Below are 13202 nucleotides of genomic sequence, written 5' to 3' on the forward strand. Positions count from 1 at the left end.
TAAAAATCTAATATTAGACGCAAAGGCTTCGCCTGATCTACCCTGTGCCATCCGCTGTCGTGCGACGCACCGCGCGGCGGGACAAAAAACAGAACGAATCAGGAGACCGCCCAGCATGTTGCCTCTCTCAGGCATGCGCGTGATCGACCTTTCCACGGTCGTGATGGGCCCCTACGCCAGCCAGTGGCTGGCCGACCTCGGGGCCGAAGTGATCAAGGTGGAGCCGCCCGAGGGCGATTCCACGCGGCGCACGGGACCGGCTGCCGAGGATGGCATGTCGGCCATCTTCCTCGGCGTCAACCGCAGCAAGAAGAGCGTGGCGCTCAACCTCAAGCAGCCCGCCGCGCAGGCCGCGCTGGAGCGGCTGCTGGCCGGCGCCGACGTGTTCGTCCACAGCATGCGCCCGCAGAAGCTGGCCGGGCTGGGGCTGGACCCCGCCGCGGTGATGGCGCGCCATCCGCGCCTGGTCTACGTGAGCCTGCTCGGCTTCGCCGAGGACGGCCCCTACGGCGGCCGGCCGGCCTACGACGACATCATCCAGGGCCTGTCCGGCAATGCCGCGCTGATGGCCGCGCAGAGCGGCACCATGCGCTATTTCCCCACCATCGCCGCCGACAAGACCAGCGGCCTGGTGGCGGCGCTCTCGGTCGCGGCGGCGCTGGCCGGGCGCGAGCGCAACGGCGGCAAGGGCGCGCTGGTGGAGGTGCCGATGTTCGAGTCGATGGCGGCCTTCAACCTGGTCGAGCACCTGTACGGCCAGCAGTTCGAGCCGCCGCGCGGCCCGACCGGCTATCCGCGCGTGCTGGCGCCGCTGCGCCGGCCCTACCAGACCGCCGACGGCCACGTCTGCATGATGCCGTACACGGATGCCCACTGGCGCGACTTCTTCCACGCCGCCGGCCGCCCGGAGCTGGCGGCGGACGCGCGCTTTGCCGGCATCGCCGCGCGCACGCGGCACATCGAGACGCTCTACGAGCTGACCGGCGAGATCGTGCGCGCGCGCACCACCGCCGCGTGGCTGGCACTGTGCGAAGACCTGCAGATCCCGGTCGCGCGCGTCAACGGGCTGGCCGACCTCGTCGACGACCCGCACCTGCGGGCCACCGGCTTCTTCGACCTGCTGGACGACCCGGCCATGGGCACGCTGCGCTTTGCCGGCGCGCCGGTGCGCTTCGACGGCGAGCGCGCGCGGCCGGCCATGCCGCCGCGCCTGGGCCAGCATACGCGCGGCCTGCTGGCCGAAGCGGGCCTGAGCGACGCGCAGATCGACGAACTCGCGCAGGCCGGCGCGGCTTACTGCGCGCCGGGCGCCGGGACGTGAACAACGTGAACAACGTGGTCCGCCCCCACGCCGCGTACGCCCCGCCGGCGCGCCCGGACAACCCCTGCCTGCCTTCCACGCCAACCACTCCTAACATTAGGGATGCCGGCCATGCGCGCCGGACTTCACCAGGAGACGCCGTGCCGCATACCCAACTCCCCCGCCTGGGCCAGGGCTTTTACTGGCAGGACATCAAGGAAGGCCAGGCCTTCCAGACCTTCCGGCGCACCGTGACGGAGACCGACCTGGTCAACTTCATCTCGGTCACCGGCATGCTGGAGGCCATCTTCATCGAGAAGGGCTACGAGGGCAGCGCCATCCAGGGCCGCCCCGTGCCGGCCGCGCTGACCTACACGCTGATCGAGGGCTTCATCCTGCAGACCATGATCCAGGGCACCGGGCTGGCCATGCTCGAACTCACGCAGAAGATCCTGGAGCCGGTGGTGGTGGGCGACACGATCTGGGCCACCGTCACCGTGGACGGCATCCGCCCCACCTCGCGCCACGGCCGCGCGGTGGTGGACTCGACCATCGAGGTATTCAACCAGCGCAACGAGCGCGTCATGACCTATACCGCCAGGCGCCTGTTGGCCGGGCGGTAGCGGCCGCACCGGAGGAGACAGATGAAACCACAAGAACAAGACAACAAAGACACCGCCCGCGACAAGCGCCACGACCGGCTGGCGCGGCTGGCAAAGCCGCTGGTGCCCGCGCTGGTGCCCGCGCTGATGCCCGCGCTAATGCCCGTGCTGCTGGCGCTCGGCATGGCCGCCGGGCCGGCGGCCGCGGCAAGCACGGCCGGCCCGGCGGACGGCTATCCCGCGCACCCGGTCAGGCTGGTGGTGCCGTTCCCGCCGGGCGGGCCGACCGACCTGGTGTCGCGCGTGATCGCCAGGAAGATGTCGGACGAGCTCGGCCAGCAGGTGCTGGTGGACAACCGGCCCGGCGCCAACGGCAACATTGCCGCCGAGCTGGTGGCCAAGTCGCCGGCGGACGGCTACACGGTGCTCTACAACACCTCGTCGATCGCGCTGAGCCCGGCGCTGTACAAGAAGCTGTCCTACGACGTGAAGCGCGACTTCGCCCCGGTGGCGATGACGGCGATGGTGCCGCTGGTGCTGGAGGTCAACGCGCAGGTGCCGGCGTCCAGCCTCGACGAGTTCATCCGCTACCTCAAGGCCAACCCCGGCAAGCTGACCTACGGCTCGGCCGGCAACGGCAACGTGACCCACCTGGCGGCCTTCCTGTTCCTGCAGGCCAACGGGCTGTCGGCGGTGCACGCGCCGTACAAGGGCAGCGCGCCGGCGCTGACCGACCTGGCCGGCGGCCAGGTGCAGTTCATGACCGACACCATCAATTCGTCGCTGCCGTTCATCCGCGACAAGCGCATGAAGGCGCTGGCGGTCACCAGCACGGCGCGCAGCTCGCAGCTGCCCGACGTGCCGACCGTGGCCGAGACGGTGATGCCCGGCTTCGAGGTGGGCGCGTGGCAGGGCATGCTGGTGCCGGCCAGGACCCCGCCCGAGGTGGTGCACAAGCTCAACGCCGCCGCGCAGAAGGCGCTGGCCGCGCCGGACGTGCGCGCCAGCCTGGCGGCGCAGGGCGCCGAGCCGCGCGGCAGCAGCGCGGACGCCTACGGCCGCTACCTGGCGCAGGAGATCCAGCGCTGGCAGAAGGTGGTGAAGGATTCCGGCGTGACACTGGACTGATGCTGGACTGACGCGGGACCGATGCCGGCCCGATCCGCCCCCGGGCCGCCTCCACGGAGATTCGCTTTGACTTCCCTGATCGACACGTTTGAGCTCACCGCCCTGCCCCCGGAGGCGGCCGCCTTCCGGCGCGAGGTGCGGGCCTTCCTGGCCGAGTACCTGCCGCCGGCACCGCCCGAGAAGCGGGCGCGCTCGTGGATGGGCTTCGATGCCGGCTTCAGCCGCGCGCTGGCCCGGCGCGGCTGGGTGGGCATCACGCTGCCGGCGCAATACGGCGGCGCCGGGCTCGACCCGTTCTCGCGCTTCGTGCTGGTGGAGGAACTGCTGGCCTGCGGCGCGCCGGTCTCGGCGCACTGGATCGCCGACCGCCAGAGCGGGCCGCTGATCCTGCGCTATGGCAGCGACGCGCAGAAGGCCTTCTACCTGCCGCGCATCTGCCGCGGCGAAGCCTTCTTCTGCATCGGCATGAGCGAGCCCAATTCCGGCTCGGACCTGGCCAGCGTGGCCACGCGCGCGGTGCCGCTGCCCGACGGCGGCTGGCGCCTGAACGGCCGCAAGATCTGGACCACCAACGCCGACCGCTGCCACTACATGCTGGCGCTGGTGCGCACCTCCGGCAGCGCCGGGGACCGCCAGCGCGGCCTCTCGCAGGTGATCGTGGACCTGTCCGCGCCGGGCGTGACGGTGCGCCCCATCCATGACCTCGCGGGCGACGCGCATTTCTCCGAGGTCAGCTTCGAGGACGTGCTGCTGCCGGCCGACGCGCTGGTGGGCAAGGAAGGCAGCGGCTGGGAGCAGGTCAACGCCGAGCTGGCCTTCGAGCGCAGCGGCCCGGAGCGCCTGTACTCCAGCGTGGTGCTGCTTGACGCCTGGATCGCCGCGCTGCGGCGCGCGCCGGCGGCGCGGCGCGACACCGTCGCCATCGGCCGGCTGGCGGCGCGACTGGCGGTGCTGCGCACCATGTCGCTGGCGGTCACGGCCAGGCTGGCGGCGGGCGAGAGCCCGGTGGTGGAAGCCGCGCTGGTCAAGGACCTCGGCACGGAGTTCGAGCAGTCCATCCCCGCGCTGGCGGAGGCCGCGCTGGGCGACGACGCCCACCTGGCCGCCGACGGCGCGCTGTACCGCACCCTGGCTTACGTCAGCCAGGTGGCGCCGTCCTACTCGCTGCGCGGCGGCACGCGCGAGATCCTGCGCGGCATGATCGCCCGCGGCCTCGGCCTGCGCTGATACGGAGCCCTTCATGCACAACGCTTATTCCGACGCGCTCGACACCCTGCTGCGCGATTGCTGCACGCCCGCCGTGGTGCGCGCCGTGGAGCACGGCGGCGATCCCCTGCCGCTGTGGCAGGCCCTCCAGGAAAGCGGCTTTGCCGACTGCCTGCTGCCCGAGGAGGCCGGCGGCGCCGGCCTGCCGCTGGCCGAGCTGGCGCCGGTGCTGTTCACCCTGGGCCGCCATGCCCTGCCGCTGCCGCTGGGCCAGACCCTGTTCGCGCGTGCCCTGCTGCATGCCGCCGGGCTGGCCGTGCCGGCCGAGCCGGTCGCGCTCGCCACCTTCGGCGCCGACGCCGAGACCGTGCTGGTGGCCGGCGGCGCGCACGCGGCGTGGTTCCTGGTGCAGGACGGCACGCGCTGCGTGCTGTTGCCGCGCGCGCAGGCACAGGTGCGCGCCACCGGCGTGCCGGCCGACCTGACCGTCGCCCTGGCGCGCCCCTCGGCGGATGCCCCCGGCGCGTTCGCGCTGCCGGCCGGCGCCCTGCGCGAGATCGGCGCGTGCGTGCATGCCGCGCAGATGGCCGGCGCCATGTCCCATGTGTTCGAGATCACGCTGCAGTACGCCAACGACCGCCAGCAGTTCGGCCGCGCCATCGGCAAATTCCAGGCGATCCAGCACCAGATCAGCGTGATGGCCGAGCATGTCACCGCCGCGCGCATGGCCGCGCAGCTGGCCTGCGCGGGCGGCGGCCGCTTCAACGCCTGGCAGCCTGACCCGCTGCGCGCCGCCATCGGCAAGCTCAACGCCAGCGAGGCGGTCACGCCGGTGGCCGCCATCGCGCACGCGGTGCACGGCGCCATCGGCATCACCGCGGAATACGACCTGCAGCTCTATACGCGCCGCCTGCATGCCTGGCGGCTGGCGGATGGCTCGGAAACCTACTGGGGGCGCGTGGTGGGCGAGGCGGCATGCGCCGAAGCCGCCGACGGCGCGGTGGCGCTGGCGCGGCGCTGGGGCGGGGAAGCGGCGTAGCGGCAGTAGCGGCGGTAGCGGCGTAGCGGCGGTAGCGGCGTAGCGGCGGTAGCGGCGCGTGCCAGTCCATGCGCGGACCGCCGGCCCTGTGCGGCCCGGCTGTGCGGACCGGATGTGCGGTCCCGGGCGCGCGAATCAGTTTTTCTCCTACACGCGCGTGGGATTCGAGGAGATTATGCGGAACTCCGGACGATGAAAGGATAGCTTGCCGGCATATTATTAGCGTATTCACTACCGTATTGACTGCCGTCTGGGGCCGGCGCCGCTGTTCCGATCCATCCACAGATTCGGTGTCTCCCGTTGACCGGGATACGGAGGCTGATGTGTCGACACTTCGAGCAACGCCCGCCCGCGCCGCGGCATGGCCGCGCATCCTGCTGCTGCTGGCGCTGGCCGTCCTGGCGACGGGCGCGCGGGCGCAGACGCCTTCGCCCGCGCCCGAGTGGCAGTACTCGGCCGGGATTCCGCTGGAGAAGATGTTCGAGCCAGAGACGCCGGAATGGGCGGTGCGCCTCGGCGCGGCGGCCATCTACCGTCCGCGCTATGACGGCGCTTCCAGCTACTACGTGCTGGGCGGCGGCACCATCGACGTGCGCTACCGCGACCTGTTCTTCGCGTCCACCGGCGAAGGCATCGGCGTCAACGCCGTCAGCACGCCGCACCTGCGCGCCGGCCTGGCCATCAGCTACAACCTGGGGCGGCGCGAGGCCGACGACCACGCCCACCTGCACGGCATGGGCAACATCAACTTCGCGCCGGAGGCCAAGCTGTTCGTCGACTACGTCGTGTCGAAGGAATTCCCGCTGGTGATCCGCGCCAATGTCCGGCGCGCCTTGGGCGGCTCCGAGGGCTGGATCGGCGACCTCGGGGCCTACCTGCCGCTGCCGGGCAGCTCGGAGCACTTCTACTGGTTCGCCGGGCCCAGCGTGAGCTTTGCGGATTCGCGCTACATGGATACGTGGTTCGGCGTGAGCGCCGCGCAGTCGGCGCGCTCGGGCTTCGCCCAGCACCATGTCGGCGCCGGCATCAAGTCCTACGGCGCGGGCCTGAGCGCGATGTGGTTCCTGCACAAGCACTGGTTCATCACCGCCGACGCGAGCATCTCGCAACTGGTGGGCGCCGCCGCCGACAGCCCGGTCGTGCAGCGGCCCACCACGTTCTCGGCCGACCTGTCGGTCAATTACCGGTTCTGAGCGCCGCCCGCCATCTCGGCCCGCCTTGGAAGTGGTTTCAAAGCGAAGCGAAGCGGTCCCGGCCAGGCACGACTTCTCAGGCCGCCTTGCGGTGCCGGCGCTCCGGCTTGCACTCGAATTTGGATTCGCGCCGGCCGTCTTCGTAGGCCACCTCCAGCCGCACCGTGAAACCCCACAGGCGCGTGACGTGGCGGATCACCTCGTCGAAGTTCTGCGCCAGCGGGCGGCGGTCGCTCTGCAGGTGCCGCAAGGTCAGCGAGCGGTCGCCGCCGACATCCACGTTGGTGATCTGGATGTTGGGCTCCATGTTCGACAGGTCGTACTGGTTGGCCAGCAGTTGCCGGATATTGCGGTAGCCCTCGTCGTCGTGGATGGCGGTCACGCGCAGCTTGCCTTCGCGGTCGTCGTCGAGCACCGAGAACAGCTTGAGCTCGCGGATCACGCGCGGCGACAGGAACTGCAGCAGGAAGCTCTCGTCCTTGAAGTTGCGCATGGCGAAGTCGAGCGTCTTGCGCCAGTCGCTGCCCGCGAATTCGGGCGCCCAGCGGTAGTCTTCCTCGGTCGGGTTCTCGCACATGCGGCGCAGGTCCTGGAACATCAGGAAGCCGACCGTGTATGGATTGAGGCCGCTGTAGTACGGGCTGTTGTACGGCGGCTGGTAGATCACGTTGGTGTGCGCCTGCAGCAGCTCCATCATGAAGGCGTCGTTGACCAGGCCTTCCTCGTAGAGCTGGTGCAGGATGGTGTAGTGCCAGAACGTGGCCCAGCCTTCGTTCATGACCTTGGTCTGGCGCTGCGGATAGAAGTACTGCGCGATCTTGCGCACGATGCGCACGATCTCGCGCTGCCACGGCGCGAGCTTGGGCGCGTTCTTCTCGATGAAGTACAGCAGGTTTTCCTGCGGCTCCGGGGGAAAGGCCGATTCGCGCTCGAACCCTTCGTCGTCCTCGAGCGCGTGGGAGCGGTGCTTGGGCAGCGTGCGCCACAGGTCGTTGACCTGGGTCTGCAGGTAATTCTCGCGCTCGGTCTGGCGCGCCTGCTCCTCGGCGATGGAGAGTTTCTTGGGCCGCTTGTAGCGGTCCACGCCGTAGTTCTGCAGCGCGTGGCAAGAGTCCAGCAGCAGTTCCACTTCCTGCTCGCCGTAGCGCTGCTCGCATTCGGCCACGTAGTTCTTGGCGAACAGCAGGTAGTCGATGATGGCGTCCGCGTTGGTCCACGTGCGGAACAGGTAGTTGCCCTTGAAGAAAGAGTTGTGGCCGTAGCAGGCGTGCGCGATGGTCAGCGCCTGCATGGGCATGGTGTTCTCTTCCATCAGGTAGGCGATGCAGGGGTTCGAGTTGATGACGATCTCGTAGGCCAGCCCCATGTGGCCGCGCTGGTAGCTGCGCTCCGACGCAAGGAAATGCTTGCCGTAGGACCAGTGGCTGTAGCCCACCGGCAGCCCCGACGAGGCATAGGCATCGAGCATCTGCTCCGCGGTGATGATCTCGATCTGGTTGGGATAGGTGTCGAGGCCGAAGTCGCCGGCGATGCGGGCGATTTCGCGGTCATAGCGATTGATCAGCTCGAAGGTCCATTCCGAGCCGGTGGAGAGATAAGCCATTTACGCCCCCGTGGCGGGTGAAACGAATACCTGCGACGAATACCTGCGACGAATACCTGCCAGTCGGTCTCGCCGGCCCCGCATCGCGCGCTCCCCGCCTCCTCGGGAGAGCAAAGCCAATGCGTTGCGCGGGCAACTGGCAGCGGCAGCCGGATGCGGCCGAACCCGCGGGTTCAGCGGCTGCCCGGCCAGGCCGCCTTCTTCTGGAACAGGTCATGCAGCACGGGATAGATTTCCTCCGCGCCGATGATGCGCTGCATGGCGAAGTTCTCATGCCGGTCCCTTACCATCAGATACTCTTCCCAGAGATTCTGCGGCTCCTCGGAGGCCACCTCCACATAGGCGTAGTACTGCACCAGCGGCAGGATGGACTCGCGCAGCAGGCGCCCGCACAACTCCGAATCGCCCGCCCAGTTGTCGCCGTCGGATGCCTGCGCCACGTAGATGTTCCACTGGCTGGCCGGATAGCGGTCGTGGATCACCTCGACCATCAGCTTGAGCGCGCTGGACACAACCGTACCACCGGACTCGCGCGAATGGAAGAAGTCCTCCTCGTTGACTTCCTTCGCCACCGTGTGATGGCGGATGAATACCACGTCGATGCGCTCGTAATTGCGCTTGAGGAACAGGTACAAGAGCATGAAGAAGCGCTTGGCGAGATCCTTGCGGCTCTCGTCCATCGAGCCGGAGACGTCCATCAGGCAGAACATCACCGCCTGCGCCTGCGGGCGCTTCTTCAGCACGCGATTGTTGTAGCGCAGGTCGAGCTTTTCGATGAAAGGCACGCGCTCCACGCAGGCACGCAGGTGGCGCATCTCCTTCATCATCTCGAGCGCGCGCGCCGAGTACGGACCGTCCTGTTCCAGGACCTCGCCGTACTCCCGCTCGAGCACGTCGAGCTTCTTCTGGTAAGGGCTGGACAGCGCGATGCGGCGCCCGAGCGAGCTGCGCATGGTGCGCAGGATGGAAAGGTTGGAAGGCGTGCCGTCGATGGAAAAGCCGGCGCGCACCTTGCGGACCTCGGCGATCTTGGCAAGGTGGCGCTTGGCCATGTCCGGCAGCGCCATGTCCTCGAAGAAGAAATTGAGGAAATCCTCGCGCGACAGGGTGAAGACGAAATCGTCCTCGCCCTCGCCCGAGTCGCTGGCCTTCGAGCCGCCTCCGCCCGCCCCTTGCTGCTGGCGGTCGAAGCTGTCCCCGCGCACGAACTTCTTGTTGCCCGGGTGGATCCACTCCCGCCGGCCGCCCTGGCCGTGGTGGAAGGCTGGCTCGGAGATGTCCTTGACCGGAATGGACACCTGCCCGCTCTGCTCGATGTCCATGATCTTCCGGCCGGACACCGCCTTCGCTACCGCCTGGCGTATCTGTTCGCGGTAGCGCTTGATGAAGCGTTGCTGGTTGACGGCACTTTTATTGCCGCCGTTCTCGCGCCGATCAATGACCGTGGCCATATGCTTGCCCTCTTGGAGAGGCCTCGTCCAGGCGCCGTTACGATGATTTTCTGACGCGCAAGTACCACTCCACAAGTAGGCGGACCTGCTTCGCCGTGTATCCCTTCTCAACCATGCGGTTGACGAAGTTCGCGTGCTTGTCCTGGTCCTCGCGGGAGGACTTGGCGTTGAACGAGATCACGGGCAGCAAGTCTTCGGTGGTGGAGAACATGCGCTTCTCGATCACCATGCGCAGCTTCTCGTAGCTGGTCCACGCGGGGTTCTTGCCCGCGTTGTTGGCCCGCGCGCGCAGCACGAAGTTGACGATCTCGTTGCGGAAGTCCTTGGGGTTGGATATCCCCGCGGGCTTCTCCACTTTCTCGAGTTCGTCGTTCAGCGCGTTGCGGTCGAGAATCTCGCCGGTATTCGGGTCGCGATATTCCTGGTCCTGTATCCACAGGTCGGCAAACACCACGTAGCGGTCGAAGATGTTCTGTCCGTATTCGGAGTACGACTCCAGGTAAGCGGTCTGGATCTCCTTGCCGATGAACTCCACGAACGGCGTGGTCAGGTACTCCTTGATGTACGACAGCAGCTTGGCTTCCTGTTCCGGCGGGAACTGCTCGCGCTCGATCTGCTGTTCGAGCACGTAGAGCAGGTGCACCGGATTGGCCGCCACCTCGGTGTTGTCGAAGTTGAAGACCTTGGACAGCACCTTGAAGGCAAAGCGCGTGGACAGGCCGTTCATGCCTTCGTCGATGCCGGCGTAGTCGCGGTATTCCTGGTACGACTTGGCCTTCGGGTCGACGTCCTTGAGGCTCTCGCCGTCATATACCCGCATCTTGGAGAAGATGTTCGAATTCTCCGGCTCCTTGATGCGCGTGAGCACGGCGAACTGCCCCATCATCTTCAAGGTGTTCGGCGCGCACGGCGCGGCCGACAGCGAGCTGCTGCGCAGCAGCTTGTCGTAGATCTTCACCTCGTCCGACACGCGCAGGCAGTACGGCACCTTGACGATGTAGATGCGGTCGAGGAAAGCCTCGTTGTTCTTGTCGGCCTTGAAGGTCTGCCACTCGGCCTCGTTCGAGTGCGCCAGGATGACGCCGTCGAAGGGAATCGCGCCGAAGCCCTCGGTACCCTTGTAGTTGCCTTCCTGCGTGGCGGTGAGCAGCGGGTGCAGGACCTTGATCGGCGCCTTGAACATTTCGACGAACTCGAGCAGGCCGCGGTTGGCCAGGCACAGCCCGCCGGAATACGAGTAGGCATCCGGGTCGTCCTGCGGGAAATCCTCCAGCTTGCGGATATCCACCTTGCCGACCAGCGAGGAGATGTCCTGGTTGTTCTCGTCGCCCGGCTCCGTCTTGGAGATGGCGATCTGCGACAGCACCGAGGGGCGCAGCTTCACCACGCGAAAGCGCGTGATGTCGCCGTTGAACTCGTGCAGGCGCTTGACCGCCCACGGCGAGGCGATGGTGTTGATGTAGCGCAGCGGGATGCCGTAGTCCTCTTCCAGAATCTTGCCGTCTTCCTCGGGCGAGAACAGCCCGAGCGGAGATTCATGGATGGGCGAGCCCTTCAGGGCGTAGATGGGAATCTGCTCCATCAACACCTTGAGTTTCTCCGCCAGCGAGGACTTGCCGCCGCCCGGAGGCCCGAGCAGATAGAGGATCTGCTTGCGTTCCTCGAGTCCCTGCGCGGCATGCTTGAAGAACGAGACGATCTGCTCAATCGTGTCCTCCATGCCGTAGAACTCGCGGAAGGCCGGATAGATCCTGATGACCTTGTTGAAGAACAGGCGGGACAGCCGTGGATCGTGGTGGGTGTCCACCAGTTCGGGCTGACCGATGGCGGCGAGCATGCGCTCGGCGGCGGTCGCGTAGGCGGAGGGATCCTTCTTGCAGATATCCAGGTACTCCTGGATGCTGTATTCCTCTTCCTTGCGAGCTTCGAAGCGTGTGGCGTAGTGGCCGAAAATGTCCATACCTCACTCCCGTCAGATTCCCGTCCGAGGCAGAAGGCACATCTGCTGCATCCAAAGATCCCGCGCCAGCGTCTGCTACTCCGCCACCCCGGCTTGGCGGTGCTGGCCATGTTGCGAGGCCTTTACTTCATCATAGTCAAATAACGGCGAAGGCTAAGAGCCGGTTGACCAACTTCTCGTCTGACTTTGCAACTGCGCAACGGCGGCGCAACGTCAGGCGCGGTCTCCGTACTGCTGCTCCAGCCCCCACTCGCGACGGGCATTTGGACCATGTCTTGTGACACACATTACACCTTTCCCGCTCAGCGTGCATAGATGGTTTTGTAACCGCTAGCACGCTCGCCGCCGCGCAACGCACGCCCCGCGCGGCATTGCGCCCGGCACTACCGCCAATGCCCTACGGCATCCGCATGAGAGGCTGCCGCACACGCCTCGCGACGCCGCGCGCGGCGTCGCGTCACAGCGTGCGCGCCACCAGCTCCTTCATGATCTCGTTGGAGCCGCCGTAGATCTTGCCCACGCGTGCGTTGGCGTACATCCGCGCGATCGGGTACTCGAGCATGTAGCCGTAGCCACCATGCAGCTGCAGGCATTCGTCGATGATTTCGCAATTCTTCTGCGCGCACCACCACTTCGCCATGGCAGCCGTGGGGGCATCGAGCTCGCCCGCCAGCAGGCGCATCATGCAGTCGTCGACGAAGGTCGCGGCAATGGTTGCCTCGGTCTTGCACTCGGCGAGCTTGAAACGCGTATTCTGCATATCGATCAGCGGTTTGCCGAACACCTGCCGCTCGCGCACGTAATCCGTGGTGAGCTCGATGGCGCGCTGCATGCTCGCCACCGCGCCCAGCGCGATGATCATGCGTTCCTGCGGCAACTGCTGCATCAACTGATAGAAGCCTTGTCCCTCCTCGGTGCCGAGCAGGTTTTCCGCCGGCACGCACACGTCGTCGAAAAACAGCTCGGCGGTGTCCTGCCCCTTCTGCCCGATTTTTTCCAGGATGCGGCCGCGCCGGAAGCCGGGCAGATCGCGGGTCTCGACCATGATGAGCGAGACCCCGCGCGTGCCGGCCTCGGGATCGGTCTTGGCCACCACGCAGACCAGGTCGGCGTGGTAACCGTTCGTAATGAAAGTCTTTGCACCGTTGATGCGATAGACGTCTCCGTTCTGGTTCTTTTCACGCACCGCCCGGGTGCGTACCGACTTGAGATCGGACCCCGCGCCGGGCTCCGACATGGCGATGGCGCCAACCATGGCGCCGGAAGCCATCTGCGGCAGCCATTTGCGCTTCTGTGCCTCGGTACCGTAGTTGAGCAAATAATGGGCCACGATGCCACTGTGCACGCCATTGCCCAGGCTGGTGGAGATGGCGCGCGCCATTTCGTTACAGATCACCGCCTCGTGCGCGAAGTTCCCGCCGCCGCCGCCGTATTCCTCCGGAATGCTCGCGCACAGCAGGCCGACTTCGCCGGCGCGGTTCCAGACCTCGCGGTCGATATGGCCGCGCGCGGCCCAGCGCGCTTCGTTCGGCGCCAGCTCGCGCTCGACGAAGCGGCGCACGGTGTCCTGGAACAGGGTCAGTTCCTCGTTCATCCAGGGCACCTTGCGGGCCGCCATCGCCATGTTCTTGTCGGTGCTCTTCATCTTGGTGTTCTCCGGGAAATTCGTCAGGGGGAGCCGCGGGTGCTGCGCCGCAACACCGCAGCCGCGCGGTTGGTC

General features: G+C 67.1%; 10 protein-coding genes. 6 read left to right on the plus strand and 4 right to left on the minus strand.

Features of this window, described 5'->3' with window-relative positions; all coding sequences use genetic code 11:
• Positions 1–115 precede the first annotated feature (115 nt).
• From ACKI2N_RS34195 to ACKI2N_RS34220, 6 genes are all read left to right on the plus strand, one after another.
• On the plus strand, positions 116–1321 hold the full coding sequence (locus ACKI2N_RS34195) for a CaiB/BaiF CoA transferase family protein (RefSeq protein WP_420997850.1): 1206 nt from the start codon (positions 116–118) through the stop codon (positions 1319–1321).
• A gap of 140 nt (positions 1322–1461) precedes the next feature.
• On the plus strand, positions 1462–1923 hold the full coding sequence (locus ACKI2N_RS34200; RefSeq protein ID WP_420997849.1) for a MaoC family dehydratase: 462 nt from the start codon (positions 1462–1464) through the stop codon (positions 1921–1923).
• A 126-nt stretch (positions 1924–2049) separates the two neighbouring features.
• Positions 2050–3030, plus strand: a complete 981-nt coding sequence (locus ACKI2N_RS34205; protein ID WP_420997898.1) for a tripartite tricarboxylate transporter substrate binding protein — start codon at positions 2050–2052, stop codon at positions 3028–3030.
• A 66-nt stretch (positions 3031–3096) separates the two neighbouring features.
• Positions 3097–4257, plus strand: coding sequence for an acyl-CoA dehydrogenase family protein (locus ACKI2N_RS34210; protein WP_420997848.1), 1161 nt, complete (start codon positions 3097–3099; stop codon positions 4255–4257).
• Between the two features lie 13 nt (positions 4258–4270).
• Entirely contained in the window at positions 4271–5275 is a 1005-nt protein-coding gene (locus ACKI2N_RS34215) for an acyl-CoA dehydrogenase family protein (RefSeq protein ID WP_420997847.1), read from the plus strand.
• A 323-nt stretch (positions 5276–5598) separates the two neighbouring features.
• Positions 5599–6468, plus strand: a complete 870-nt coding sequence (locus ACKI2N_RS34220) for a MipA/OmpV family protein (protein ID WP_420997846.1) — start codon at positions 5599–5601, stop codon at positions 6466–6468.
• A 76-nt stretch (positions 6469–6544) separates the two neighbouring features.
• On the opposite strand, the gene ACKI2N_RS34225 is transcribed toward ACKI2N_RS34220, so the two are convergent.
• The 4 genes from ACKI2N_RS34225 to ACKI2N_RS34240 all read right to left on the minus strand — a co-directional run bounded on the left by ACKI2N_RS34225 (position 6545) and on the right by ACKI2N_RS34240 (position 13100).
• Positions 6545–8071, minus strand: coding sequence for a SpoVR family protein (locus ACKI2N_RS34225; RefSeq protein ID WP_420997845.1), 1527 nt, complete (start codon positions 8069–8071; stop codon positions 6545–6547).
• A 173-nt stretch (positions 8072–8244) separates the two neighbouring features.
• Entirely contained in the window at positions 8245–9522 is a 1278-nt protein-coding gene (locus tag ACKI2N_RS34230; RefSeq protein WP_420997844.1) for a YeaH/YhbH family protein, read from the minus strand.
• A gap of 37 nt (positions 9523–9559) precedes the next feature.
• On the minus strand, positions 9560–11482 hold the full coding sequence (locus ACKI2N_RS34235; RefSeq protein WP_420997843.1) for a PrkA family serine protein kinase: 1923 nt from the start codon (positions 11480–11482) through the stop codon (positions 9560–9562).
• A 457-nt stretch (positions 11483–11939) separates the two neighbouring features.
• A complete protein-coding gene (locus ACKI2N_RS34240) occupies positions 11940–13100 on the minus strand; it encodes an acyl-CoA dehydrogenase family protein (protein WP_420997897.1) in 1161 nt (386 codons plus the stop codon).
• Between the last annotated feature and the right edge of the window lie 102 nt (positions 13101–13202).

This window comes from Cupriavidus sp. 30B13 (assembly GCF_049059565.2).
In the GTDB taxonomy this organism is placed as follows: domain Bacteria; phylum Pseudomonadota; class Gammaproteobacteria; order Burkholderiales; family Burkholderiaceae; genus Cupriavidus.

What these genes read in the sequence shown, in the direction of transcription:
- ACKI2N_RS34235 (WP_420997843.1), bottom strand. Translation starts at nt 11,482, where the DNA reads ATGGACATTTTCGGCCACTACGCCACACGCTTCGAAGCTCGCAAGGAA.
- ACKI2N_RS34195 (WP_420997850.1), top strand. Translation starts at nt 116, where the DNA reads ATGTTGCCTCTCTCAGGCATGCGCGTGATCGACCTTTCCACGGTCGTG.
- ACKI2N_RS34240 (WP_420997897.1), bottom strand. Translation starts at nt 13,100, where the DNA reads ATGGCGGCCCGCAAGGTGCCCTGGATGAACGAGGAACTGACCCTGTTC.
- ACKI2N_RS34205 (WP_420997898.1), top strand. Translation starts at nt 2,050, where the DNA reads ATGCCCGCGCTAATGCCCGTGCTGCTGGCGCTCGGCATGGCCGCCGGG.
- ACKI2N_RS34225 (WP_420997845.1), bottom strand. Translation starts at nt 8,071, where the DNA reads ATGGCTTATCTCTCCACCGGCTCGGAATGGACCTTCGAGCTGATCAAT.
- ACKI2N_RS34215 (WP_420997847.1), top strand. Translation starts at nt 4,271, where the DNA reads ATGCACAACGCTTATTCCGACGCGCTCGACACCCTGCTGCGCGATTGC.
- ACKI2N_RS34230 (WP_420997844.1), bottom strand. Translation starts at nt 9,522, where the DNA reads ATGGCCACGGTCATTGATCGGCGCGAGAACGGCGGCAATAAAAGTGCC.